The organism is Pseudomonas sp. SCT, assembly GCF_003864275.1.
GTDB classification, from domain to species: domain Bacteria; phylum Pseudomonadota; class Gammaproteobacteria; order Pseudomonadales; family Pseudomonadaceae; genus Stutzerimonas; species Stutzerimonas stutzeri_AE.
The window spans coordinates 135,139-160,940 of record NZ_BDJA01000002.1 but is presented as its reverse complement, the minus strand read 5'-3'; the positions used below and the strand labels follow the sequence as shown (position 1 = coordinate 160,940).

Sequence of the window (25,802 nt, the reverse complement as noted above, 5' to 3'; positions counted from 1 at the left end):
GAATACCTCAAACGGTGATGGGAAGAGGGGTCGAGCGCAGCAGGCCATTTACCGGGCCTGCCACCAGCGAGAACAGATAGCAGGCCCCAGCCAGCAAGACGATGCACGGCCCGCTGGGCAAGCTGGCGTAGAAGGAAAGAACGAGCCCGAGCCACACGCAGAGCGCGCCGAGCAGCGCGGCAAGCGGTAACAGGATCAACAGCCGCCGACTCCAGAAACGCGCGGCCGCCGCGGGCAGCATCATCAGCCCCACCACCATCAACGCGCCGATGGCCTGGAAGCCGATCACCAGATTGAGCACCACCAGCGTCAGAAACGCCGCGTGCGCCAATGGGCCGAAGCGGCTGATGCTGCGCAGAAACAGCGGATCGAGGCTGTCCAGCGCCAGGGCGCGATAGCTCAGCGCAAGCACCACCAGGCTGAACAGGGCGGTGCCAAGCATGCCGTACAGGGTCGGGGTATCGACTGCCAACGCCGAGCCGAACAGAAGATGCAGCAGATCCAGCTTGCGCCCGGCCAGGCCAAGGAGCAGTACGCCGCTGGCCAGCGAAATCGGATAGAGCGCGGCCAGGCTGGCATCCTCGCGCAGCCCGGTGCGCCGTGTGACCCAGGCGGCGGCGCCGGCCATACCGAGACCGGCGACCAAGCCGCCCGCGGTCAATGCCGGCAGGCTCAAGCCGAATAGCCAGAACGCCAATGCTGCACCGGGCAGGATGCCGTGGGCGATGGCATCGCCGATCAGGCTCATCCGCCGCAGGATCAGAAACACGCCCAGCGGCCCCGCGCTGCAGGCCAGCGCAACGCCACCAAACAGTGCCCGGCGCATGAAGGCGAACTCTCCGAACGGCGCCCAGAGCAGATCCGGTGTCACGCGACCTGCCCGAGCCGTTGCCGCTCGGCCATGAACTGGCGGATCGGTGCCTTGACGCAACCGCCGCGGGCGATCAACAACCCATCACAGTGGTGATGACTCAGCCCGGCTAGGTTATGGCTGACCAGTACCAGTGTCCTGCCCTCGTGCCGCCAGCGCTCGATGTGTTGCCAGAGCAGACGCAGGCCGACATCGTCCAGCGCTGCCTCGGGCTCGTCGAGCAGCAACACCTGGGCATCGGTCAAGCTCAAGCGCGCCAACAGGGCGCGCTGCAGCTCTCCGCCGGACAACGCATGCAGCCCCTGGGTTTGCAGATCGAGCAGGCCCCAGTCCACCAGCGCTTGGCGCAGCCTTGCCCGACGCTCGTCGCGTCCGAGCCGGCTACGCCAGAAACCGGCGCTCACCAGTTCGGCGACTCGGATTGGAAACTGCCTGTCCACATGTTGCTGCTGCGGCAGATAGGAGACACCGCCCAGCAGCGGTACGCCCAGTTCTATACGTCCCGCTAAGGGGCGACTCAATCCGGCAATTACCTTGAGCAGACTGCTTTTGCCCGATCCGTTGCTGCCAATGACAGCTGTCAGGCTGCCCGCAGCCAACCGCAAATCCAATGGCGGCGTAAGCGGGTGCCTACCCGCGCCCCATTGCAGCCTGTGGCATTCGATCATGGTTACCTCGTGTTCAGCCTTCCAGACCAAGCGCGCCGATCAGGCCTCCGCTAAACAGCAAAAAGGCGATGTCCGCACGCAGAATGTAATAGTTATAACATAACACTTACTAAAACATTCGAGGTATTGCGCTGAGCAGCAAGACGTACCGATCGGATCGGGAGCGCACGCGATCAGGGCTATGCCTGGCTGTTAAGGGCGGTAGTGACTGCTGCTCGGCGATGGCGAGCCGGTTATGGCTCAGTCACCGCAGCAGGTGATAACTGACGGCGCCGACTCAGGACGAGCCAGCGCGCGGGGTAGCGCTAGCGAGCCGTGCGAGGCTTCTTCTTTGCCAGCGTCAGATGCGAGAAGACCGCGTGCAGGTCGCCCGAGGCGCTGTCTTCTTCGAGATTGAGCTTGCTGTCGATGTGGTCCATGTGGTGCATCATCAGGCGCACCGCCTTGTCGCTGTCGCGGGCGGCGATGGCGTCGATCAGCTCGTTGTGCTCGTCGTAGGAACAGTGCGAACGGCTGCCGCTTTCGTACTGCGCGATGATCAGCGAAGTCTGTGAAACCAGGCTGCGCTGGAAGCTCACCAGCGGCGCGTTCTTCGCCGCTTCGGCAAGCTTGAGGTGGAACTCGCCGGAGAGGCGGATGCCGGCGCCGCGATCACCGCGAGCGAAGCAGTCGCGCTCGTCGATCACCATCTGGCGCAACTCGGCCAGTTGCGCTTCGCTGGCATGCTGCACGGCCAGCTCGGTAATGGCGCGCTCCACCAGGCGGCGGGCGAAGAAGATCTGCCGCGCCTCCTCGACACTCGGGCTGGCCACCACCGCGCCGCGATTGGGTCGCAGCAATACCACGCCCTCATGGGCCAGTCGCGAAAGCGCGCGACGGATGATCGTGCGGCTGACGCCGAATATCTCCCCCAGCGCCTCTTCGCTGAGCTTGGTTCCCGGAGCGAGGCGCTGCTCGAGAATGGCATCGAAGATGTGGGCATAAACGATATCGTCCTGCGTCCCGGTGCGAATCTTGCCGGTCTTGTTCGGCTTCTTCAGGGGCTGCAATTGTTCGTTCATCGATGGCTCGCAAATGAGGTGTCGGCAAGGCCGAACTTTACTGGGTTCACGGCGTGACAGGCAGCTCGTCGGGCAAATAAATCACGAAAAGTCCGTTTCGCTTGTGCACAAAAATGACGCCACCAAGTCACTGCCATAGGCAGATTACGTCTGTTAACTATTCGCCAGGCCAATCCACTCAGGTCACCGCGCGATTTAGTGTTTGCAATTCTTGTATACAAAAGCATAATCCAGACAGCCTTTCTGACCTTTCGGTCAACTACCGAGACAGACGGCCCACCATCACCCGCCCCTCGGGAGTTCTAGCGCTCCGGGTGATCGACAACAAGAACGATGAGGAACGCCCAGTGGAAAGCATCAAGCGCAAGCCCCAGGCTGCACCCTTGCAGCGCACCGCCCCCGTTTGGCTGGACCGCCTGTTCAAGCTCAGCGAACACCGCACCAGCATCCGTACCGAACTGCTCGCCGGCCTGACGACCTTCGTCACCATGGCCTACATCATCTTCGTCAACCCGAACATCATGGCCGACGCCGGCATCGATCACGGCGCCGCGTTCGTCGCCACCTGCATCGGCGCGGCGCTCGGCTGCCTGTTGATGGGCCTGTACGCCAACTGGCCGGTGGGCCTGGCGCCCGGCATGGGCCTTAACGCCTTCTTCACTTATACGGTGGTCGGCGAGATGGGCTACAGCTGGCAGATAGCCCTCGGCGCCGTGTTCATCTCCGGCGTGCTGTTCATGATCATGAGCCTGTCGCGCATCCGCGAATGGTTGCTCAACAGCATCCCCATGAGCCTGCGTTTCGCCATGGGCGCCGGGGTCGGTCTGTTCCTCGGGCTGATCGGCCTGAAGACCGCAGGCATCGTCGTCGACAGCCCGGCCACTCTGCTGACCATGGGTTCGTTCGGCGAGCCGACCGCCCTGCTTGCCGCGGTGTGTTTTCTGATGATCGCGGTGCTCAGCCACCGCAACGTATTCGGTGCGATCCTGGTCAGCATGCTGGCGGTCACCGCCATCGGCTGGGCGTTCGGCCTGGTCGAGTACAAGGGACTGGTGTCGATGCCACCGAGTCTGGCGCCGACCTGGCTGGCCATGGACATCGCCGGCGCGCTCAACCTGGCGATGGTCAGCGTGATCCTCGCCTTCCTCTTCGTGAACATGTTCGACACTGCCGGCACCCTGATGGGCGTCGCCCATCGCGCCAATCTGGTGAACGAGGATGGCAAGATCGAGAACCTCTCCCGCGCGCTGAAGGCCGACAGCAGTTCCAGCGTGGTTGGCGCCTTCGTCGGCTGCCCGCCGGTGACCAGTTACGTGGAAAGCGCCTCGGGCGTCGCCGCCGGCGGTCGCACCGGGCTGACCGCAGTGACCGTCGGCGTGTTGTTCCTGATCGCCATGTTCTTCGCCCCGCTGGCCGGCATGATTCCGGCGTACGCCACCGCCGGCGCGCTGATCTATGTGGCGATGCTGATGATGAGCGGCCTGGCCAACATCGACTGGAAGGACCACACCGACACCATCCCGGCCATCGTCACCGTGGTGATGATGCCGCTGACCTTTTCCATCGCCAACGGCATCGCGCTCGGCTTTCTGACCTATGCGACGCTCAAGCTGCTGACCGGCCAGCGTGACAAGGTTTCGCTCAGCCTGTATGTGTTGTGCGTGATCTTCATCGCCAAGTTCGCGTTTCTCTGAACCGCGCCGGATAGCGTCCGACTCCACCGATAGCCCCACTGCCTGGCAGTGGGGCTTTTGCATAGGCCAAGGAGGCCCACATGACCCTTGAGATATGGCTGCTGTTCGCCGGAGCGGCGCTGGTGGTGATCCTGATCCCGGGACCGCTGTCGCTGTTGATGATCAGCAACAGCCTGAACTACGGAGTACGCGGTTCCTGGCCAGCCTTTGTCGGCGGCGTGACGGCCTCCATCGCCCTGCTCAGCGCATCTGCGCTGGGCCTTGGCGCGTTGTTGATGGCTTCAGAGCGACTGTTCAGTGCGCTCAAGCTGGTCGGCGCGCTGTACCTGTTCTATCTGGCCTGGCTGAGCTGGCAGGAGGCGCGCCAGGCGCCCGCTGCCCGCGAGATCGAAAGCCCTGCCCTCGCCCCGCGCTTCAGCCGGCTGTTCGGCAGAGCGTTCATTCTAGGTGGCAGCAATCCCAAGGACATTCTCTTCTTCGCCGCCTTCCTGCCGCAGTTTCTCAGCGCGAGTCAGCCGTTGCTGCCGCAGCTGCTGGTAATGGTCGTCACCTGGGCAGTGCTGGATCTGTGCTGCAAGCTGGCCTATGGACTTGGCGCGCAGGGAACGGCGCGCTATCTGCGCACCGGCAAGGGGCATGTATGGTTCAACCGGACCAGTGCGGCGCTGTTTGGGGGCGCGGGAGCGGCGTCTTTGCTGAGCCGCTGACTTGGTTGGCGCTGGTAGCACCGGCTCGCGGCGTGATGTGAGGCGTTTCGCCGGCACTGGCGAAAGTGAGCCCACCGCGCAACGCGTCGTCCCCTGTAGCCTGCGCCGAACACCACAGGGCTAGCAAACTCACCCCATAAAAAACCCGCCATTACGGCGGGCAAAAGGGACTCCATAGAGTCAGCACGAACAAGAACCGCTTCAGCTACCCCGATAGGTCGAATAGCTGTACGGCGAAATCAGCAGCGGCACGTGGTAGTGATCCTGCCCGGCATCGATCCCGAAGCGCAGCACCACCTCGTCGAGGAACGCCGGCGCGCCTAGCTTTACGCCGCGACCACGGTAGTAGTCGCCAGCGTGAAAATGCAGCTGGTAGACACCGGACAGATAGTCATCGCCCTCCAGCAACGGGCTGTCGCAGCGGCCATCGGAATTGGTTTCTCGGCTGGCAACCAGGGTTAACGCCTGGTCATCGACGCGATACAGCGACACCTTGATTCCGCTGCCCGGGCAACCATGGGCGGCATCGAGTACGTGTGTGGTCAATCGGCCCACGGGCACCTCCGCTTCGTTGAAAGGAAACTGACCCGAGCATAACCATGCCGACCAAGCCACTCAAGACAATTTGATGATTATTTTGTACACAATTTATCTGATGGCAGTTGGCCCGAACTCTGCAGGTCTCTACTCGCACCCACGCTGCGCGCGTAGCGATGCCTCCGGGCGGTTCAGCTGATACTTGAAGTAATTGGCTATTTACAAACGACACATCAATTTGTATACAATCGATTCATCCGGTCGAGCCAAGACGACCCGCCATACAGGAAGCACCTCAGTGACCGCCGACTACCCACGCGACCTGATCGGTTACGCCAGCAACCCACCGCACCCGCACTGGCCAGGCGATGCCCGTATCGCCTTGTCCTTCGTACTCAATTACGAGGAAGGCGGCGAGCGTTGTGTGCTGCACGGTGACAAGGAGTCCGAAGCCTTCCTTTCCGAGATGGTGGCAGCGCAACCGTTGCAGGGCGTGCGTCACATGAGCATGGAATCGCTCTATGAGTACGGCAGCCGCGCCGGTGTCTGGCGTCTGCTCAAGCTGTTCGACAAGCACGCTATTCCGCTGACCATCTTCGCCGTGGCCATGGCCGCCCAGCGCCATCCGGAGCTGATCAAGGCGATGGCCAGTGCCGGTCACGAAATCTGCAGCCATGGCTATCGCTGGATCGACTACCAGCACATGGATGAAAGCGAAGAACGCGAGCACATGCAGGAGGCCATCCGCATCCTCACCGAGCTCACCGGCGAACGGCCGCTGGGCTGGTATACCGGTCGCACCGGCCCGAACACCCGGCGTCTGGTGCGCGAAGAAGGCGGCTTTCTCTACGACTCCGACACCTACGACGATGACCTGCCCTACTGGGATCCGGAATCAACCCCGGAAAAACCGCATCTGGTGATTCCTTACACGCTGGACACCAACGACATGCGCTTTACCCAGGTCCAGGGCTTCAACACCGGCGACGATTTCTTCACCTACCTCAAGGACGCCTTCGACGTGCTCTACGCCGAAGGCTGCGAAGGCGCGCCGAAGATGCTGTCCATCGGTATGCACTGCCGGCTGCTCGGTCGCCCGGCGCGCCTGGCTTCGCTTGCCCGTTTCCTCGAATACGTGAAGGGCTTCGACAAGGTCTGGTGCGCTCGCCGCGTCGACATCGCGCGCCACTGGCATGCCACCCACCCTCTCACTGCGGAGCGCAATGCATGACACCTTTCAATACGATCAAACCTTCGACGCTGGATCGCGACGCTTTCGTCGCCGCCTTCGCCGATGTCTACGAACACTCGCCCTGGGTCGCCGAGACGGTCTACGGCGCAGGCGCCGACGAGACGCTGGACTACGTCGAAGTGATGCACACCCGCCTCTCGCAGGCCATGCTCGCCGCCGATCACGACACCCAGCTGGCACTGGTCAACGCTCACCCTGATCTGGCTGGCAAGGCCGCCGTACGCGGCGAGTTGACCGCCTCCAGCACCTCCGAACAGGCCGGCGCCGGCATTCATGAATGCACCGCCGAGGAGTTCTCCCGTTTCACCGAACTCAACGATGCCTACAAGGCCAAGTTCGGCTTCCCCTTCATCATGGCGGTCAAGGGCAGCAATCGGCACCAGATCCTTGCCGCGTTCGAAGAGCGCATCCACAACGACCCCGAGCGGGAGTTCGCCCGGGCGCTGGCGGAGATCAACAAGATAGCCCTGTTCCGCCTGCAGGCAATGTAACGACCGCAACAAAGCCAGTCTCGATACAAAACCGCTTCTCTCAGCCAAGGCAGACGAGTCATGAAAGCTTACGCCGCACCCTTCGAAAAATACGTCAACCTGGCTGATGCCCGCCTGGGCACGCGCGCCATCTCCGTCACCGACGACTGGTTCGCCGACGTCAACCGCCTGTTCCAGCCGACACCAGCGGTGTGGAAGGAAGGCGTGTTCGATGACAACGGCAAGTGGATGGACGGCTGGGAGTCGCGCCGCAAGCGTTTCGAAGGCTACGACCATGCGGTGATTCGCCTGGGCGTGCCGGGCCAGATCAAGGGCGTGGATATCGACACCAGCTTCTTCACCGGCAACTACCCGCCATCGGCCTCGCTGGAAGCGTGCTACATCACCGACGGCGAGCCGAGCGACGACATCGTCTGGAGCGAAATCCTTCCGGCCGTCGAGCTCAAGGGCAACAGCCACCACTACCACGAGATCGCCTTCGACCAGCCGGTCAGCCATCTGCGCTTCAACATCTACCCGGACGGCGGCGTCGCCCGCCTGCGCGTGCACGGCATTCCGTACCGCGACTGGAGCAGCGTCGGCGACAACCAGCAGATCGACCTCGCCGCCGCACTCAATGGCGGCCGCGCACTGGCCTGCTCCGACGAGCACTTCGGCCGCATGAGCAACATCCTCAACCCCAATCGTGGCGAGAACATGGGCGACGGCTGGGAAACCGCCCGCCGCCGTACCCCGGGCAACGACTGGGTGATCGTCGCTCTCGGCCACCCGGGCGAGATCGAGCGCATCGTTGTCGATACCCTGCATTTCAAGGGCAACTACCCGGATAGCTGCAGCATCCAGGCGGCTTACGTCAAAGGCGGCACCGACAGCCAGATCGAAACGCAGAGCCTGTTCTGGCGCGAACTGTTGCCGAGCCAGAAGCTCTCGATGCACGCCGAACACGAGTTCGCCGAGCAGATCGCCAGGCTCGGGCCGATCACCCATGTGCGCCTGAACATCTTCCCGGACGGCGGCGTCAGTCGGCTGCGCCTGTTTGGCAAGGTGGCCCGCTAAGCGACCAGCCGGGGTAGCCGTGGTGGGCTGAAGCCCAGGCTACGGATCTGGCAGCCTCAACGGCGGTTTGCAGCCGCCCTTCGATTCAGCAATCAAGATAACGAGCACCGCATGCGCACACTCAAGATCGAACCGTTGACCAAGGAAGCCTTCGCCCCATTCGGTGATGTGATCGAAACCGAAGGCAGCGACTATTTCATGATCAATAACGGTTCCACCCGCCGCTATCACAAGCTGGCGACGGTCGAGACCGCGCAGCCGGAAGACCAGGCGATCATCAGCATCTTCGCCGCCGACGCACTGGAGATGCCGCTGGCCATCCGCATGCTCGAACGACACCCGCAGGGCAGTCAGGCGTTCATACCGCTGCTCGGCAACCCTTTTCTGGTCGTGGTCGCGCCACTTGGCGATGCACCTGTACCGGGTCACGTCCGCGCCTTCCGCAGCAACGGCAGGCAGGGCGTCAATTACCACCGCGGCGTCTGGCACCACCCGGTGCTGACGATCGAAAAGCGGGATGAATTCCTGGTGGTCGATCGCAGCGGTTCTGGCAACAACTGCGACGAGTACTTCTTCACGGAGGATCAGCAACTCCTCCTCGACCCCCAACGGAAATCGACTTGAGTGCAGCCGCACTCACGACGCGCTCAAGCCGACTCCAATAAGAAGAAATGACGGCCGCTACGGCGACCGTGCAAAGAGGTAATCAACGTGGACGCACATCTGACCGAATGGCTGAACCTGAGTATTCGCTGGATTCACATGATCGTCGGCATCGCCTGGATCGGTGCCTCCTTCTACTTCGTCTGGCTGGAAAACAACCTCAACCGCAGTAACCCACGCGAGGGGCTTTCGGGCGACCTCTGGGCCATCCACGGGGGCGGTATCTACCACCTGGAAAAGTACAAGCTGGCCCCGCCGCAGATGCCGGAGAACCTGCACTGGTTCAAGTGGGAGGCCTACACCACCTGGCTGTCCGGTGTGGCCCTGCTGATGGTGGTGTACTACCTCAACCCGAGCCTGTACCTGATCGCACCGGGCAGTGAGCTGTCCCCCGCTGCGGCCATTGCCATCGGCTTCGGCTCGCTGATCGTCGGCTGGTTCGTCTATGATCTGCTCTGCGATTCGCCGCTGGGCAAGACCCCCGCCCTGCTCGGCCTGGTGCTGTTCGTGCTGGTGATCGCCGCATGCTGGGGCTATTCGCAGATCTTCAGCGGTCGCGCCGCCTATATCCATACCGGCGCCCTGATCGGCACCATCATGGTCGGCAACGTGTTCCGCATCATCATGCCGGCCCAGCGCGCACTGGTCGCCGCCATCGAGCAGAACCGCACGCCCGATCCGGTGCTGCCGGCCAAGGGTCTGCTGCGTTCGCGACACAACAACTACTTCACCCTGCCGGTGCTGTTCATCATGATCAGCAACCACTTCCCGAGCACCTACGGCAGCCAGTACAACTGGCTGATCCTCGCCGCCCTCGGCGCGCTGTCGGTGCTGGCACGCCACTACTTCAACACCCGCCACAGTGGCAACCGCTTCGCCTGGGCGCTGCCGGCCGCGGCGCTGGGCATGATCTGTCTGGCCTACGTCACTGCACCGAACCGCCAACCGGCACCAAACCTGGCCGCGACCTCGCCGGAGCAGGCGAGCATGGCGAACCAGGCCACTGCCGGCGCCGCCGACTTCGCCAAGGTCAACGCGGTGATTCATGAGCGCTGCACCGTCTGCCATTCGGCCAACCCGAGCAGCCCGATGTTCAGTGCCGCGCCGGCCGGTGTCATGTTCGACAGCGCCGAACAGATCCGCCAGCAGGCGGCGAAGATCCACGCTCAGACCGTGGCCAGCCAGATCATGCCGCTGGGCAACATCACTCAGATGACTCAGGAAGAGCGCGACCTGCTCGGTGACTGGATCGCCAAGGGCGCCAGGGTCAACTGAGCCTGCTGCAAGCCGCACGCATAGCGTGCGGCTTTTTTATGCAACGCCGTTTCACCGTCGGGCACGCCCCCGGTGCAGGCCATACCGGCCCCTCCGTGCAGGGGGCTGTCGCGACAATCAATAACAAACGCGCCCGAGGTATCTTGCATGAACGATCTGAACGCCCGCCCCGCCGGGGCGAATCGGCTGCCCTGGCTGCAGCAATTGCTGGTGAGCCTGCAGCATGTGCTGCTGATGTACGGCGGCGCCGTCGCCGTCCCGCTGATCGTCGGCCAGGCCGCCGGACTGTCCCGCGACGAAATTGCCTTTCTGATCAATGCCGACCTGCTGGTCGCCGGCATCGCCACGCTGGTGCAGTCGCTGGGCATCGGCCCGCTGGGCATCCGCATGCCGGTGATGATGGGCGCCAGTTTCGCCGCGGTGAGCAGCATGGTGGTCATGGCCGGCATGCCAGGCGTCGGCATGACCGGTATCTTCGGCGCAACCATTGCCGCCGGCGCCTTCGGCCTGCTGATCGCGCCGTTCGTCTGCCGCATCGTGCGCTTCTTTCCACCGCTGGTGACCGGCACCGTGATTACCGCCATCGGCCTTTCGCTGTTCCCGGTGGCGGTGAACTGGGCCGGCGGCGGCAGCAGTACCAGCCAGTTCGGTAGCGTGCATTACCTCGGTATCGCGGCTGCGGTGCTCGGCACCATTCTGCTGGTGAATCGCTTCCTGCGCGGCTTCTGGGTCAACGTATCGGTGCTGATCGGCATGGGCCTCGGTTACGCCCTGGCCGGCGCGTTGGGCATGGTCGACCTCTCCGGCATGGCCGCCGCACCTGCCGTGCAGGTGGTCACGCCGAACCACTTCGGCGCGCCGACTTTCTCGCTGGCGCCAATCCTGTCGATGTGCCTGGTGGTGGTGATCATCTTCGTCGAGTCGGCGGGCATGTTCCTGGCGCTCGGGCGGATCACCGGCGAGACGGTCGACCCGCAACGGTTGCGCCGCGGCCTGCTGTGCGATGCCGGCGCGACCTTCCTGGCCGGTTTCATGAATACCTTCACCCATTCATCGTCCGCGCAGAACATCGGCCTGGTGCAGATGACCGGCGTGCGCAGCCGCTACGTCACCGCGATCGCCGGGCTGATCCTGATCGCCCTGAGCCTGCTGCCGAAAGCGGCATTCCTGGTCGCCTCGATACCCGCCGCAGTGCTCGGCGGCGCCGGTATCGCCATGTTCGGCATGGTCGCGGCGACCGGCATCAAGATTCTCCAGGAAGCCGATATCAGTGATCGACGCAATCAGCTGCTGGTCGCCGTGAGCATCGGTTTGGGCATGATTCCGGTGATTCGCCCGGAGTTCTTCGCCCAGCTGCCGCACTGGCTGGAGCCGATCACCCACAGCGGCATCGCCCTGGCAACACTGAGCGCGGTGGCGCTGAACCTGCTCTTCAATGTGCTCGGCGGCCCTGAGCGCGAGGCCCTGACCGGTTCGGCTCACGCCTGAGCGTCCACTGGCGGCCCGTGCCGGGCCGCCCCACCTACATCCTTCGCTCTGCCGCCACGAGGTCAGCTCGACAAGCCGGTACATCCCGTTAAAATGCCGCGCCCCTCCTCTGCGCCGGACGCCGCCCGTGATTGAAGCCAGCTGGATTGCCTTCGCCTTCGCCCTCGGGCTGCTTGCCCGCTTCATTGGCCTTCCGCCACTGATCGGCTATCTGGGCGCCGGTTTTGCGCTGGCCGCGGCCGGTGACTATGTCGGCGTCACCCAGGACGACAGCATCATCCTCGACCATCTGGCGCATCTGGGCGTGCTCCTGCTGCTGTTCACCGTGGGGCTCAAGCTCAAGCTTGGCAATCTGGTGCGCCGCGAAGTCATTGGCGGCAGCCTGCTGCACTTCTTCATATCCAGCGTACTGGTGCTGCCGGCGATCATGCTGATCCTCGACAGCGACTGGCGCGAAGCAATGCTGCTGGCCATTGCCCTGTCATTCTCCAGCACCGTGCTGGCGGCCAAGGTGCTGGAAAGCAAGCGCGAGCTGCGCGCCTTCCACGGCCGCGTCGCCATCGGCGTGCTGATCATCCAGGACCTCATCGCCCTGGTGGTGATGAGCCTCGCCGCCGGCAAGTTGCCTTCCGCCTGGGCGCTGCTGGTGTTTCTGCTGCCGCTGCTGCGCCCCGTGCTGTTCCGCCTGCTCGACCACAGCGGTCACGAAGAACTGATGGTACTGCTCGGCCTGATGCTGGCACTGGTCGCGGGCGGCCTCGGTTTCGAATACGTGGGCCTGAGTTCCGAACTGGGCGCCCTGGCCTTCGGTGCCATGCTCGCCAAGCACAAGCGCGCCAGCGAGCTATCCAACTCGCTGTGGGCGATCAAGGAAGTGTTCCTGGTCGGCTTCTTCCTGAAGATCGGCATCGGCGGGCTACCGGATGCCGACGCCCTGTGGTTCGCCTTCGCCATGGCGTTGCTGCTACCGCTCAAGGGCGTGCTGTTCTTCGGCCTGTTCATCGCCTTCCGCCTGCGCGCACGCAGCGCCTTTCTCAGCGCGGCCAGCCTGACCAACTACAGCGAGTTCGGCCTGATCGTCGCCAGCGTGGTACTGCCGCAATGGTTGATGCCCCTGGCGATCACGGTCGCCCTGTCATTCATCATTTCCGCACAGCTCAACCGCATCGCCCACCCGCTGTACGAACGCCTGGCGCCGCGGTTGATTCGCTGCGAGCGCAACATTCGCCACCCCGACGAGCAACCGGTGTCGCTGGGCGACGCGCGCATCCTGATCATGGGCATGGGGCGCACGGGGCGGGCCGCCTACGATTATCTGGCGCAGAAGGGCTTTCGCCTGATTAGCCTGGATTCAGACCCGGTGATGGTAGAAAAAAGCACCCAGGAAGGGCGCAAGATTCTCTTCGCCGACGCCGAGGACCAGATGTTCTGGCAGAGCCTGGAGATGAACCAGGTCGAGGCCGTGATCCTGGCGATGAACGACCCGGAGGCCAAGATCATCTCCACTCGCAAGCTGCGCGAAAGCGGCTTCCGCGGGCTGGTCGTCTCCCACGCCATGTACGAGGACATCGCCCAGCGCATTCAGGAAGCCGGCGCCGACCGTACCTATCTGACCATGAGCGAGGCCGGTGCCGGCCTGGCCGAAAACGTCGCACGGGAGCTGGAATCAAGATGAGGGTGCGACCATCGGTCATCTTGTACACAATCCAAAAATTTATTGTTCCAACGCCTGTCCACACATTGCTATAGTCGGGCCATCCGATCACCGACCCTACAGCCGGTGCAGCGGATAGAGGAGCCGTGACCCTCGAAAGCCCATGACCGTACAACAACAAATGGCAGGCTTGACCATGACCGCAACCGATTCGAGCAGCGGCACCGCTGCTGCACCTCAGCAGGATCTGATCTACGGGCTGGACGATCGCCCGGCTCCCCTTCCGGCACTCTTCGCGGCGCTGCAGCACGTACTGGCGAGTTTCGTCGGCGTCATCACCCCTACCCTTATCGTCGGCAGCGCCCTGGGCCTGGGTGCCTATGTGCCCTATCTGGTCAGCATGGCGCTGTTCGTCTCCGGCCTCGGTACCTTCGTCCAGGCCAAGCGCATCGGCCCGATCGGCTCCGGATTGCTCTGTTTGCAGGGCACCAGCTTCGGTTTTCTCAGCGCAATCCTCAGTGCTGGCTTCATCGTCAAGGCACGCGGCGGCACGCCTGAAGAGATTCTCGCCACGCTGTTCGGCGTGAGTTTCTGCGCGGCCTTCGTCGAAATCGCCTTCAGCCAGTGCATCAACAAGCTGCGCCGGGTAATCACCCCTGTCGTCACCGGAACGATCATCTGCCTGATGGGGCTGTCGCTGATCAAGGTGGCGATGACCGACATCGCTGGCGGTTACGGCGCGCCTGACCTAGGTGCACTGTCCAACCTCGCCCTGGCGGGCCTGGTGATCGGCATCATCGTGGTGCTCAACCGCTTCCCCTGGCCGGTGCTGCGACTGTCCGCGGTGATCGTCGCACTGTCCATCGGCTACGCCGTGGCACTGGCGATGGGCAAGGTCGATCTGTCCGGCCTGGGCGACCTGCCCTTGGTCAGCGTGCCGCAGCCGTTCCGCTTCGGCTTCGCCTTCGACTGGATGGCATTCATCCCGATCGCCGTCATTTTCCTGATCACGCCGCTGGAAACCGCAGGCGACCTCACCGCCAATTCGATGATCTCGCGCCAGCCGGTGCGCGGGCCGCTGTACATGCGCCGCATCAAGTCCGGCATTCTCGCCGACGGCTGCGCTTCGGCCACCGCCGCCGTGTTCAACAGCCTGCCGATGACCACCTTCAGCCAGAACAACGGTGTGATTCAGCTGACCGGCGTGGCCAGCCGCCATGTGGGCTTCTATATCGCCGGGTTGCTGGTGCTGCTGGGCTTGTTCCCGGCGGTCGGCGGCGTGCTGCAGGCGATGCCCAAGCCGGTGCTCGGCGGTGCCACGCTCATCATGTTCGGCACGGTGGCCATCGCCGGCATCAAGATCCTCGCCGAAGCGGGCCTGCACCGGCGCAACATGCTGATCGTCTCGATCTCCCTCGGCATGGGCCTGGGCGTTGCCAGCGTGCCGGAAGTGCTGAGCGCGATGCCCGACGTGCTGAAGAACATCTTCGGCTCGCCGATCACCATCGGTGCCTTCAGCGCCATCCTCCTCAACCTGTTCCTGCCGCGCGAAGCATCCGAGCGCGACGTGTTCGACCCGGAGGAGCTGATCGAGGACGCCGTGGGCACCAACACCCTGTCGGTGAACATCCCCGATTACCGACAGCAGGATGATCGGCACCACCGTGACGCCATGTCGCGGGCAGCCAGGGCCGATTCCACAGGCTGAACGGCACACGCACCGCTTCCCGCCGTCTCGGCCTTCGCCCAGAATACGCGCCGGTCGCGACGGCCCGGCCCATAAAAAAACACACAGGAACCACATCTTATGCAACTCAAGACCACTCCTCTTTGCCTCGCCCTAACCAGCACGCTGCTCGCGACCCCGGCGCTGGCCGGCGATCTGCTGCACTGGCAGAACAACAGCCTGACCTATCTTTATGGCCAGGATTACAAGATCGATCCCGACACCCAGCAGACGGTGACGTTCGAACATGCCAGCGGCTGGGCCTGGGGCGACATGTTCTTCTTCGTCGATAACATCTGGTACAACGGCGTGAGTGGCGGCGATGGCCACACTTATTACGGCGAATTCAGCCCACGCCTGTCGCTCGGTAAGGTCAGCGGCCGCGACATGACTTTTGGCCCAGTCAAGGACGTCCTGATCGCCGCGACCTACGAGCGCGGGGAAAGCCTCGCCGACGGCACGCCAAATCAGAACTACCTTCTCGGCCCGGCAGTAGACCTTGAACTGCCTGGCTTCGACCGCTTCGCCCTCAACCTTTACTACCGCAAGCCCGATGGCAGCACTGGCAAGCCGTCCGGGCAGTGGCAGGTCACCCCGACGTGGGCGATGACCTTCCCCGTTGGCAAGTCCGATATCCTTTTCGACGGCTTTATCGACTGGGTAGTCAACGACGCTGGCTCGAAGTCTCGTGGCGACTTTATCTCGAAGAACCTGCATATCGTGCCGCAGATCAAGTACGACCTCGGCAAGGCGCTGGACTACACACCGGGCAAGCTTTACGTCGGTATCGAGTACGACTATTGGTCCAACAAATACGGGCTAGAGGACGGTTCGCTACCGTTCAAAACCGACCAGAACACCTTCAGCGCCATCGTCAAGGCGCATTTCTAAGCGCTGCTGCGAAGGGGCAACGCGCCCCTTCGCTTCCCTCGCCGTTCGGTTGAGGGGCTCGCGAACAGGGTGCTAGCATGCGGACGCTTGTCCGTATCGCCGGCAGCCAGCGAAAGGCCCCCATGTCCAGTATCCGTGAGCGCAACAAAGAGCTGATTCTCAAAGCCGCCAGCGAAGAGTTCGCCGAAAAAGGCTTCGCCGCGAGCAAAACCAGTGACATTGCCGCCCGCGCCGGGCTGCCGAAGCCCAACGTCTACTACTACTTCAAGTCCAAGGAAAACCTCTATCGCGAGGTGCTGGAGAGCATCGTAGAACCGCTGCTCGAGGCATCGGCGCCGTTCAACCAGCCGGGGCATCCGGCCGAGGTGCTGCGCGCCTACATCCGCACCAAGATCAGGATTTCCCGCGACCACGCCTGCGCTTCCAAGGTGTTCGCCAGCGAGATCATGCACGGCGCTCCGCACCTGTCACCTGAGCGCACCGCGCAGCTCAATGCGCAGGCGGCGCACAACATCGCATGCATCCAGCGCTGGATTGACGACGGCCTGATGGCCGATATCGACGCAAACCACCTGCTGTTCAGCATCTGGGCGGCGACGCAAACCTACGCTGACTTCGACTGGCAAATCAGCACCGTCACCGGCAAGACCCGCCTCCACGATGCCGACTACGACGCGGCCGCCGACACCATCATCCGTCTTGTGCTCAAGGGCTGCGAGATCGCCGACCACTCCGTCTGATCGGCAGAAACAAAAAACGCCAGCGTCCGCTGGCGTTCTTCAAACCTGAGTTGCTAGCGAATTATCAGCCGCGCGCGCGTGCGGCGTCGCGCAGTGCCTTGACCTGGTCGTGATTGCGCTGCACACCCTGATACTGGCGTTCGACAACGATCCGCACCTCGGCCGGCAAATCCTTTTCCAGCGCCTTGCGGTAGCTCTTCACCGCCACGTCCTCGCCACGTTCGCACTCATTGAGAATCGCCTCATCGTCCTTGCCGGTGATCATCGCCTTGAGATCGACCCAGCGACGGTGCATGTCGGCCGAGAGGCTGGTGCTGGTTTCCGGATCGCCGCCCATCGAGCGCACCAGCTGCTGCAGCTCAGCCGCGGCGGTGGCGCAATCGCGCGAGCGCTGGTTCATGGTGCTTTTGAGCTGAGGATCGCGCAGGTCTTCGGCGCATTCGAGGAAGCCTTTTTCGCCGTCCTTGCTGGTTTCTATCAGGTCGTTGAGTACTGAAATCGTCTCTTTCGTATCCATCTTGTACCTCCTGCCAAGTCGACTCGGGAGGAGCCGCATCGCTGCGGCTCGCGTTAAAAGTCGACTGCCGGTGCACCACAAAGGTTCAGCGAAACCGCCGGAAGGCGGTGTGCCAGGACGACTCAGCCAGTCGCGGCACGCTTGCGCAGCGGCATCGGCCTGCCCAGCAGGTAGCCCTGCGCCTTGTTGACTTCCAGACGTCGCAGCATGGCCAGTTCTTCATGCGTCTCGACACCCTCTGCGACGACCTTGCAGCCGGTTTCCTCGGCGAAACGGATCAATGCGGCAGCCAGGGCACGACAGCCCATGTCGCTGTCGACATTGCGGATCAGGCTGCTGTCGAGCTTGATCACGTCCGGCTTGAGTTTGAGGATATGGCGAAAACTCGCATAACCGGCCCCGGCGTCGTCGACAGCCAGCCGCAGGCCTCTGCTGCGCAGTGGCCGCAACGCGTCGGCCAGCCTTTCGTAATCCTCGACCAGCGCATGCTCGGTGACTTCCAGCATCAGGCGGTCCAGCGGCTGCTCGCTCAGCACCTCAGCGACCGCTCCGGCCAGAATGGTCTCGGGTGAAACGTTCAAGGACAGATAGCTATCCGCGGGCAGCAGATCGAAACCCTGCAAGGCCGCCTCGATCAGGGCGATCTCCAGTTCCTGCTGTAAGCCGACCTGGCCGGCATCGGCGAACCACTTGTCCGGGCTGCGCACAGGCTCGTCGGTGAACCGCGCAAGCGCCTCATGACCGACGATGCGGTTCTCCACCAGGTGCACGATGGGTTGGTAAACCACGCCGTAGGCACGCTTGGCGAGCACTGCCGCGACCCGATTTTGCTGAGTCTGCCGCGCCTGCTGGCTCTTCGCCTGAGTCTCCAGCAGCCGCCCGGCGAACGCCGCGAACAGACGCAGGGTATTGAGATCGCGGTCATTCAAGCTGCCGTCGGACCGGGTGCTGAAACAGCAGAACGTGCCGTACAGAGCGCCATCGCTGAAGCGAATGGGCACGCTCAGGTGCGCACCGACCGGTAGCTCGGTGGTCACCGGCAGCAGCAGCGCTTCGGCCAGCTGTGCGGCGTCGTGGATCAATTCCGGAAGACGCCCATCGACCACGCGCTGGCAGTAACTGTCTTCCAGCGGATTGGCATCCCCTACGCAGAGCGTTAGACGCTCGGTTCTCCCGTCGACGTGGCGGAATATGCGGGCGCCTTCGCTGAACTCGGCGATGAACGCCACTTCCATGCCCAGATGGCTGCGCACCGCATGCAACGCCTCGCAGAGCATCGAACCGATCGGCATGCTGCCGGCTTCAAGTCTCGCCAATATCGCGACAGGGTCATCGCGGGTAATAGCCGTGGCTGATTGCAAATGTGCGAGCATCCAATTCTCCTTTGGCAAGCAGGCGGGCGGACTCCTTTTACCCGGGCCGCTGTTACATAGAACATGCGAAACCGTAGCGAATGGCCAGTGGGGCGTTGTGCCAACCGACCGGCGGCTTTACCCGCCCCAACCGCCACGAGGTCCGGCTATCCCTTGCCCATCGCCAGACTGACCCACGTCGGCGCATGGTCACTGGCATGCTCCTGTCCGCGTACCCAGCGGTCGACACCGGCATCCTGCAGGCGCGGCGCGAGGTCCGGACTGAGCAGAAGATGATCGATGCGCAGGCCGGAGTTCTTCTGCCAGTGCTGGCGAAAGTAGTCCCAGAAGGTGTAGATGCGCTCGTCCGGGTAGCGGCTGCGCAGCGCGTCGGTCCAGCCCTGTGCCAGCAGGCGCGCGTAACATTCGCGGCTTTCCGGCTGCAGCAACGCATCCTTCTTCCAGGAGCGCGGGTTGTAGATGTCCTCGTCGGTCGGCACCACGTTGTAGTCGCCGGCCAGCACCACCGGATGGCCGCTGGCGAGCAGGCCCGCCGCGTGCTCGATGAAGCGCTCGAACCAAGCCAGCTTGTAATCGAATTTCGGCCCCGGCTGCGGATTGCCGTTGGGCAGGTAGAGACAGGCGACGATCACGCCCTGCACGGCCGCTTCCAGGTAGCGGCTGTGGCTGTCATCCGGATCGCCGGGCAGGCCACGGCGGATCTCCAGCGGCTCGCCGTCGCGGGCGAGGATTGCCACGCCGTTCCAGGACTTCTGCCCGTGCCAGATCGCGCCGTAGCCGGCCGCACGGATATCGTCGATGGGGAAGTCGGCATCCTGCGCCTTGAGTTCCTGCAGGCAGACCACGTCGGGCTGTTCGCGCTCCAGCCATTCGAGCAGGTTGGGCAGGCGTGCACGGATACCGTTGATGTTAAAGGTGGCGATTTTCAGTCGATCCACAGGCGTGTCTCTCGAAGGCGTTGTTATGACCTTAGCTGTGACAGCGCGGTGTGGCATCCGTCCGAGGTGCCGGTAATCGGAATCAGGCTGATGTTGCAGCGAAACGCAGGGTGAATTCGGTCTGCCGGGAATCGCTACGCACATCAACCTCGCCGCCGTGCAGCTGCATGATCGAGCGCACGATGGCCAATCCCAGGCCGCCGGAATCGCCCGGTTCCGCGCGTGACGGATCGCAGCGGTAGAAGCGGTCGAACAGCCGCGGCAGCTGTTCCGCCGCGATCGGCGGCCCCTGGTTGATCACGCTGACCCAGCGCCAGCCAGCCCCTGAGCCGCTGACGATGCGCACCGGGCTGTCGCCCGCGCCATAGCGCAGCGCATTGGCCAGCAGGTTTGCCAGTGCGCGGCGAATCAGGTCGGCATCGCCAAACAGCTCGCCCTCGGTCTCGTCGAGCAGCTCGATGCCACGCTCTTCGGCGACACCTTCGAAGTACTCGCACAGCTGCTCGACCAGTTCCGGCAGCGAAAAAGCCTGCCGCGTGATGGCCGTTGCCGGCTGCTCGGCACGGGCGAGAAACAGCATGCTGTCGATCATTCGCGCCAGGCGCTCGTACTCCTCCTGATTCGACACCAGCAGCGCGTGATAGACCTCGCCATCGCGGTCCTTGTGCAACAGCTGCTGGGTCTGCCCCATGAGATTGCCCAGTGGTGTGCGCATCTCGTGGGCAAGGTCTTCGCTGAAGCGTGACAGCCGCGCGAAGCCCTGTTCCAAGCGATTGAGCATCTGGTTCAGCGCCCCACGCAGCGGCTCCAGCTCGCTGGGCATGGCCGATTCGTCCAGGCGCAGGTGCAGGTGCTGCACGTCGATCGCCAGCGCCTGACGGGTCAGGTGACGCACCGGACGCAAGGCGCGCCGACTGATCAGCCAGCCAAGCACTGACGCCAGCAGCGCGCCGAGGCTCAACGCCCACCACAGTTTTACACGGTAGGCGGCGAGCATCTGCTCACGCTCAGCGAGCATGCGCCCGGCGACCAGGGTCAGCCCCGCCTCGCCCGGCAGGCGCCGCCAGGCCAGCCGCGCTCCATCTGTATCAGTCAGCTCCGCTGCAGCGCTGGCCGGCAATGTCGGAATGGACAGCCGCGCCGGGTTGATCTCGATCAGCGCGCGCCCCTGAGCATCGAGCAGCCAGAGCAGGCTGTCGCGATTACCCAGCATGTTCTCGTACAGCTGCGGACGTTGCCGTAGCGCCTCGATGCTGGCGCTGTCGTCCAGCAGCGCCTGCATACGCTCCAGTCGACCGAGCAGTGCCTGATCGTCACGCCAGCTGATTTCACGCTCCAGCGAGCGGTACAGATACAGGCCTATGCTGCCCAGCAGCACGCTCGCCACCAGGGCGAAGGCCAGCGCCAGGCGCAGGCTGAGTGAACGCGGCAACAGGCTCACGTGGCGGCTTCCAGCACATAGCCCATGCCGCGCACGGTGTGGATCAGCTTGAGCGGATAGGGATCGTCGACCTTGGCGCGCAGGCGGCGGATCGCCACGTCGACCACATTGGTGTCGCTGTCAAAGTTCATCTGCCAGACCTGCGAGGCGATCTGCGCACGCGAGAGCACCTCGCCTTGGCGCAGCAGCAACAGGTGCAGCAAGGCAAACTCCTTGTTGGTCAGGCTGATGCGTTCGCCCTGGCGACTGACGCGACGGCGCAACAGGTCCAGCTCAAGATCAGCAACCTGAAAGCGCTCGACTTCCCGCGGCGGCCCGCGCCGCAGCAGGGTGCGTACCCGCGCCAGCAGCTCGGCGTAGGAGAACGGTTTGACCAGATAGTCGTCGGCGCCCAGCTCCAACCCGCGCACACGGTCTTCCACCGCATCGCGCGCGGTGAGGAACAGCACCGGTGTATGCGTCGAACGATTGCGCACCACCTGCACCAGCTGCCAACCATCGAGCCCCGGCAGCATGACGTCGAGGATCACCAGGTCGAACGGCTCCTCCTCGATCAGGTGTTTGCCGTCGACGCCGTTGCGCGCCACCTCGACGCGATAGCCAGATTCCTCCAGCCCGCGCTTGAGGTAGTCAGCCGTCTTGGCCTCGTCCTCCACCACCAGAATTCGCATCGGATCACCTCGCTGATGGCGCATAGGTTATGGGAGTGGATGACCAAGCGGCCATTACAAAAGCGTAATGCGCAGGCAACGGTTCTGACGGGCAGGCATCGGCACCATGCGCTCCGCAGCCAAGTCACCCAAGGAAACCGATATGCGTACCGCAGCCACACTGTCATTGCTGACGCTGGCATTACTTACCCCGGCCCTAAGCGCCAACGCCGCCACGCCGGCACCGATCACCCAACAGAACGTCTCGCTGGCCCTGGCCGATGGCCTGATCCAGGCCACGCTGGACCAGTGCCACGCGGAAAACCGCACGGCGGTGGTCGCTGTGGTCGATCGCGGCGGCAATCTGGTTGCCCTGCGCCGGGACGACAACGTCGGCCCGCACAACACCCTCGCCGCCCAGCGCAAGGCCTACACCGCGCTGTCGAGCAAGACACCGACGCGTCTGTTCGCCGAGCGCGCCGCCGCTACGCCGGACGCCGCCAACCTCAACACGCTGGATGAGCTGTTGCTGCTCGGCGGTGGCGTGCCGCTGAAGGTCGGCAACGAGGTGATCGGCGCCATCGGCGTGGCCGGCGCCGGCGGTGCCAAGAACGACGAGGCCTGCGCCATGGCCGCCATCGAAAAACTGCTGCCCTCCTCCCACTGAAGAAAAGGAAAACCCCATGAAAGCATTACGTTCCATCGCCGCCGGTTTGATGCTCAGCGGCCTGTCCGGTCTGTCCCTGGCCGCTGGCAACCCCCTCAGCGTGCATGTGCTGAATCTGCAAGACGGCCTGCCTTCGCCGGATGTGCGCGTCACCCTGGAACAACGTCAGGGTGACGCCTGGAAATCACTCAACAGCGGCGAAACCAACGCCCAAGGCCGCATCACCGCGCTGTACCCCGAAGGCAAGGCGCTGGAAAAAGGCACCTACCGCGTCACCTTCAAGACCGGCGACTGGTTTGCCGCGCACAAGGCCAGCACCTTTTTCCCCGAAGTTCCGGTGATCTTCGAAGCCGATGGCAGCGTCGAGCACTACCACATCCCGCTGCTGCTGAGTCCCTACGGCTTCTCCACCTACCGCGGAAACTGAGCCGCTCAGCGCACTTCCCAATAGCCCGGTGCGTTGTAGATGTCCTTCAGGTAGTCGATGAAGAAACGCACCTTGGCCGGCAGGTAGCGCTGCTGCGGGTACACCGCCTGGATGTCGTAGGCCGGCAGCGCGTACTCGTCGAGTACCGTGACCAGCTCGCCGCGCTTGAGCTCGGCCTGGATCTCCCAGGTCGAGCGCCAGCCGATGCCCAGGCCCTGCTTGACCCAGTCGAACAGCAGCTCACCGTCATTGCAGTCCAGATTGCCAGCCACGCGGATCGCCACCTGCCTGCCGTCGCGCAGGAAAGTCCAGCCACGCTGCTGGCCACCCTGCAGGTTGAAGGCCAGGCAATTGTGCTCGGTCAGCTCCTCCAATGCCGTCGGCGTGCCGTGGCGGGCGAAATACTCCGGCGAACCGCAGACCACCCGCCTGTTCGGAAACAGCCTTACCGCCACGTAGTTGGGGTCGGTCACCTCGCCGATGCGAATGCCCATGTCATAGCCGTGGCGCACCAGATCGACCACGCTGTCGGTAAAGTTGAACGACAGTTGCAGGTCGGGATAACGCGCCTGGAATGCCGGCGCGTGCGGGCCGATATGTCGCCGGCCGAATGCTGCCGGCGCCGACACCACCAGATGGCCACGCACCGAAGTGCGGTCGTGGCTGATGCTGGCATCCACCTCATCGAAATCCTTCAGTAGCCCACGGGCGCGATCCAGGTATTGCTCGCCCAGATCGGTCAATGACAGCCCGCGCGTCGAGCGGTGCATCAGCTTCACACTCAGGTGCCGCTCCAGCGCATCCAGCCGCCGCCCCATCACCACCGGGGTGACGTTTTCCTTGTGCGCAGCCGCGGCGAAGCTGCCGCAATCGGCCACCAGCACGAAGCTGCGCAGGGTCGTGTAACGATCCATTCGATACTCCTGATATCGACAGAACTGAAGTCTCGGCCAATTCCGCCTGCGAATCCAGGGCGGCATGCTTGAGCCACGTAGAAAAACTATCGAATAAAAAGACAGCCACGATCTAGCGAGCTAGAGACCTGCAAGGCGCAACGACCAACGGGAGTAACAGCCGAAGGCTGGCCCGAAGGGTAAGCGCCAGCGAGTCAAAGCAGGCGAGGAAGCGGAGTTTGCTGGTGCAAATGAGCATTCCGAGCCTGGTTTTAACGCAGCAGGGCCGACGCGCAGCAGATCGTGATTCCAAGAATCAGGAGGAAGAACAATGGCCCGCATGAGAGCAATCGACGCCGCCGTCGCGGTATTGCGCAAGGAAGGCATCGACACCGCCTTCGGCATCCCCGGTGCCGCGATCAACCCGCTGTATTCCGCCCTGCGTGCCGATGGCAGCATCCGTCACATTCTCGCCCGCCACGTCGAAGGCGCCTCGCACATGGCCGAGGGTTACACCCGCACCAAGGCCGGCAACATCGGCGTGTGCATCGGCACCTCGGGCCCGGCCGGCACCGACATGATCACCGGCCTCTACTCCGCCTGGGCCGACTCCATTCCGATTCTCTGCATCACCGGCCAGGCGCCGCGTGCTCGCCTCTATAAAGAAGATTTCCAGGCCGTGGACATCGAGTCCATCGCCAAGCCGGTGACTAAGTGGGCCGTGACCGTGCGTGAGCCGGCGCTGGTGCCTCGCGTATTCCAGCAGGCCTTCCACGTGATGCGTTCGGGCCGTCCGGGGCCGGTACTGATCGACCTGCCGTTCGACGTGCAGATGGCCGAGATCGAATTCGACGTCGAGACCTACGAGCCGCTTGCGGTTTACAAGCCGGCAGCCACCCGCAAGCAGATCGAGAAAGCCATCGACATGCTCTGCGCTGCCGAGCGCCCGCTGATCGTCGCCGGTGGTGGCATCTATAACGCCGGTGCCGAAGCGCTGCTGGTGGAATTCGCCGAGACCGTGGGCGTGCCGGTGATCCCGACGCTGATGGGCTGGGGCTCGATTCCCGATGACCATCCACTGATGGCCGGCATGTGCGGCCTGCAGACCAGCCATCGCTACGGCAACGCCAACATGCTGGCTTCGGACTTCGTGCTCGGCATCGGCAACCGCTGGGCCAACCGCCACACCGGCTCGGTCGAGGTCTACACCAAGGACCGCACCTTCGTGCACGTGGATATCGAACCAACCCAGATCGGGCGAGTGTTCTCGCCGGACTTCGGCATCACCTCCGATGCCGGCGCCGCGCTGAAGCTGTTCGTCGAAGTTGCCAAGGAGCGCAAAGCGGCGGGCCGGTTGCCGGACCGTACGCCATGGGCCGCCGACTGCCAGGAGCGCAAGCGCACGATGCTGCGCAAGACGCACTTCGACAGCGTGCCGATGAAGCCGCAGCGCGTGTACCAGTGCATGAACAACGCGTTCGGCAAGGACGGCTGCTACGTCAGCACCATCGGCCTGTCGCAGATCGCCGCCGCGCAGTTCCTGCATGTCTACAAGCCGCGCCACTGGATCAACTGCGGCCAGGCCGGCCCGCTCGGCTGGACGATTCCGGCAGCGCTCGGCGTGGTCGCGGCGGACCCAACACGCAAGGTGGTGGCGCTGTCCGGCGACTACGACTTCCAGTTCATGATCGAGGAGCTGGCGGTGGGTGCGCAGTTCAAGCTGCCGTACATCCACATCCTGGTGAACAACGCCTACCTCGGCCTGATCCGCCAGTCGCAGCGCGGTTTCGAGATGGATTACTGCGTGCAGCTCGGCTTCGAGAACATCAATGCCGACCAGAGCGGCATGGAAGGCTACGGCGTCGATCATGTCGCGGTGGTCGAGGGCCTGGGCTGCAAGGCGATCCGCGTGTTCAAGCAGGAAGACCTGCGCCCGGCCATCGAACAGGCCCAGGCCTGGATGGCCGAGCACCAGGTGCCGGTGGTGATCGAGGTGATCCTCGAACGCGTGACCAACATCGCCATGGGCACCGAGATCGACGCCATCAACGAGTTCGAGCCATTGGCCGAGCGCCGCGAGGATGCGCCGACGGCGGTTGGATTGCTGGACTGATTCACCAAA

General features: G+C 63.6%; 25 protein-coding genes. 15 read left to right on the top strand and 10 right to left on the bottom strand.

The window, feature by feature from the left end; genetic code table 11:
• Positions 1-7: 7 nt before the first annotated feature.
• From BHD08_RS05145 to BHD08_RS05135, 3 genes are all read right to left on the bottom strand, one after another.
• Positions 8-826, bottom strand: a complete 819-nt coding sequence (locus tag BHD08_RS05145; RefSeq protein WP_177412650.1) for a metal ABC transporter permease — start codon at positions 824-826, stop codon at positions 8-10.
• A gap of 41 nt (positions 827-867) precedes the next feature.
• Positions 868-1,539, bottom strand: coding sequence for a metal ABC transporter ATP-binding protein (locus tag BHD08_RS05140; protein WP_125021054.1), 672 nt, complete (start codon positions 1,537-1,539; stop codon positions 868-870).
• A 305-nt stretch (positions 1,540-1,844) separates the two neighbouring features.
• The gene (locus tag BHD08_RS05135; RefSeq protein ID WP_015276087.1) at positions 1,845-2,600 is read right to left on the bottom strand and encodes a GntR family transcriptional regulator; all 756 of its coding nucleotides are present in this window, start codon (positions 2,598-2,600) and stop codon (positions 1,845-1,847) included.
• A gap of 347 nt (positions 2,601-2,947) precedes the next feature.
• On the opposite strand from BHD08_RS05135, the gene BHD08_RS05130 reads away from it, so the two are divergent.
• Both BHD08_RS05130 and BHD08_RS05125 read left to right on the top strand, forming a co-directional pair.
• A complete protein-coding gene (locus tag BHD08_RS05130; protein ID WP_015276086.1) occupies positions 2,948-4,294 on the top strand; it encodes an NCS2 family permease in 1,347 nt (448 codons plus the stop codon).
• Positions 4,295-4,374: 80 nt separating this feature from the next.
• Complete coding sequence (locus tag BHD08_RS05125; protein ID WP_125021053.1) at positions 4,375-5,001, top strand: LysE family translocator; 627 nt, start codon at positions 4,375-4,377, stop codon at positions 4,999-5,001.
• Positions 5,002-5,202: 201 nt separating this feature from the next.
• Here BHD08_RS05125 and uraH (BHD08_RS05120) read toward each other — a convergent pair whose 3' ends face one another.
• Positions 5,203-5,556 (bottom strand): hydroxyisourate hydrolase, encoded by a 354-nt coding sequence (gene uraH, locus BHD08_RS05120; RefSeq protein ID WP_125021052.1) that lies wholly within the window; start codon positions 5,554-5,556, stop codon positions 5,203-5,205.
• A gap of 280 nt (positions 5,557-5,836) precedes the next feature.
• Here uraH (BHD08_RS05120) and puuE point away from each other — a divergent pair, with 280 nt between their 5' ends.
• The 10 genes from puuE (at position 5,837) to BHD08_RS05070 (ending at position 16,774) form a co-directional block, all read left to right on the top strand.
• A complete protein-coding gene (puuE, locus tag BHD08_RS05115; protein WP_125021051.1) occupies positions 5,837-6,769 on the top strand; it encodes an allantoinase PuuE in 933 nt (310 codons plus the stop codon).
• A complete protein-coding gene (uraD, locus tag BHD08_RS05110) occupies positions 6,766-7,281 on the top strand; it encodes a 2-oxo-4-hydroxy-4-carboxy-5-ureidoimidazoline decarboxylase (protein ID WP_125021050.1) in 516 nt (171 codons plus the stop codon). The genes puuE and uraD overlap by 4 nt, the downstream gene beginning before the upstream one ends.
• A gap of 60 nt (positions 7,282-7,341) precedes the next feature.
• Positions 7,342-8,337: an allantoicase gene (gene alc, locus BHD08_RS05105; protein ID WP_125021049.1), complete on the top strand. Its 996-nt coding sequence runs from the start codon at positions 7,342-7,344 to the stop codon at positions 8,335-8,337.
• 111 nt (positions 8,338-8,448) lie between these two features.
• Complete coding sequence (locus BHD08_RS05100) at positions 8,449-8,961, top strand: ureidoglycolate lyase (protein ID WP_015276080.1); 513 nt, start codon at positions 8,449-8,451, stop codon at positions 8,959-8,961.
• 87 nt (positions 8,962-9,048) lie between these two features.
• Positions 9,049-10,275, top strand: coding sequence for a urate hydroxylase PuuD (locus BHD08_RS05095; RefSeq protein WP_125021048.1), 1,227 nt, complete (start codon positions 9,049-9,051; stop codon positions 10,273-10,275).
• 147 nt (positions 10,276-10,422) lie between these two features.
• The gene (locus tag BHD08_RS05090; protein WP_125021047.1) at positions 10,423-11,763 is read left to right on the top strand and encodes a nucleobase:cation symporter-2 family protein; all 1,341 of its coding nucleotides are present in this window, start codon (positions 10,423-10,425) and stop codon (positions 11,761-11,763) included.
• Between the two features lie 127 nt (positions 11,764-11,890).
• The gene (locus tag BHD08_RS05085) at positions 11,891-13,438 is read left to right on the top strand and encodes a cation:proton antiporter family protein (RefSeq protein ID WP_015276077.1); all 1,548 of its coding nucleotides are present in this window, start codon (positions 11,891-11,893) and stop codon (positions 13,436-13,438) included.
• A 175-nt stretch (positions 13,439-13,613) separates the two neighbouring features.
• On the top strand, positions 13,614-15,125 hold the full coding sequence (locus BHD08_RS05080; protein WP_177412640.1) for a nucleobase:cation symporter-2 family protein: 1,512 nt from the start codon (positions 13,614-13,616) through the stop codon (positions 15,123-15,125).
• A gap of 99 nt (positions 15,126-15,224) precedes the next feature.
• A complete protein-coding gene (locus tag BHD08_RS05075; RefSeq protein ID WP_125021046.1) occupies positions 15,225-16,034 on the top strand; it encodes an outer membrane protein OmpK in 810 nt (269 codons plus the stop codon).
• Positions 16,035-16,156: 122 nt separating this feature from the next.
• Positions 16,157-16,774 (top strand): TetR/AcrR family transcriptional regulator, encoded by a 618-nt coding sequence (locus BHD08_RS05070; protein ID WP_125021045.1) that lies wholly within the window; start codon positions 16,157-16,159, stop codon positions 16,772-16,774.
• Positions 16,775-16,838: 64 nt separating this feature from the next.
• Here BHD08_RS05070 and BHD08_RS05065 read toward each other — a convergent pair whose 3' ends face one another.
• The 5 genes from BHD08_RS05065 to BHD08_RS05045 form a co-directional block, all read right to left on the bottom strand.
• Positions 16,839-17,291: a PA2169 family four-helix-bundle protein gene (locus BHD08_RS05065; protein ID WP_015276072.1), complete on the bottom strand. Its 453-nt coding sequence runs from the start codon at positions 17,289-17,291 to the stop codon at positions 16,839-16,841.
• A gap of 122 nt (positions 17,292-17,413) precedes the next feature.
• Positions 17,414-18,664 (bottom strand): EAL domain-containing protein, encoded by a 1,251-nt coding sequence (locus BHD08_RS05060; RefSeq protein WP_125021044.1) that lies wholly within the window; start codon positions 18,662-18,664, stop codon positions 17,414-17,416.
• Positions 18,665-18,810: 146 nt separating this feature from the next.
• Positions 18,811-19,602 carry an exodeoxyribonuclease III gene (xth, locus tag BHD08_RS05055; RefSeq protein WP_125021043.1) on the bottom strand — a complete coding sequence of 264 codons (792 nt, stop codon included), beginning with the start codon at positions 19,600-19,602 and terminating at the stop codon, positions 18,811-18,813.
• An 82-nt stretch (positions 19,603-19,684) separates the two neighbouring features.
• The gene (locus tag BHD08_RS05050) at positions 19,685-21,043 is read right to left on the bottom strand and encodes a heavy metal sensor histidine kinase (RefSeq protein ID WP_125021042.1); all 1,359 of its coding nucleotides are present in this window, start codon (positions 21,041-21,043) and stop codon (positions 19,685-19,687) included.
• Complete coding sequence (locus BHD08_RS05045; RefSeq protein ID WP_125021041.1) at positions 21,040-21,714, bottom strand: heavy metal response regulator transcription factor; 675 nt, start codon at positions 21,712-21,714, stop codon at positions 21,040-21,042. Before BHD08_RS05045 ends, BHD08_RS05050 begins: the two co-directional genes overlap by 4 nt.
• Before the next feature lie 142 nt (positions 21,715-21,856).
• On the opposite strand from BHD08_RS05045, the gene BHD08_RS05040 reads away from it, so the two are divergent.
• Together BHD08_RS05040 and uraH (BHD08_RS05035) are read left to right on the top strand one after the other, a co-directional pair.
• Positions 21,857-22,360 carry a heme-binding protein gene (locus BHD08_RS05040; RefSeq protein WP_125021040.1) on the top strand — a complete coding sequence of 168 codons (504 nt, stop codon included), beginning with the start codon at positions 21,857-21,859 and terminating at the stop codon, positions 22,358-22,360.
• A 16-nt stretch (positions 22,361-22,376) separates the two neighbouring features.
• Entirely contained in the window at positions 22,377-22,787 is a 411-nt protein-coding gene (uraH, locus tag BHD08_RS05035; protein WP_046620990.1) for a hydroxyisourate hydrolase, read from the top strand.
• Positions 22,788-22,792: 5 nt separating this feature from the next.
• Here uraH (BHD08_RS05035) and BHD08_RS05030 read toward each other — a convergent pair whose 3' ends face one another.
• Positions 22,793-23,701: a LysR family transcriptional regulator gene (locus BHD08_RS05030; RefSeq protein WP_125021039.1), complete on the bottom strand. Its 909-nt coding sequence runs from the start codon at positions 23,699-23,701 to the stop codon at positions 22,793-22,795.
• A 310-nt stretch (positions 23,702-24,011) separates the two neighbouring features.
• Here BHD08_RS05030 and gcl point away from each other — a divergent pair, with 310 nt between their 5' ends.
• Positions 24,012-25,793, top strand: a complete 1,782-nt coding sequence (gene gcl, locus BHD08_RS05025; protein WP_125021038.1) for a glyoxylate carboligase — start codon at positions 24,012-24,014, stop codon at positions 25,791-25,793.
• Positions 25,794-25,802: the final 9 nt, after the last annotated feature.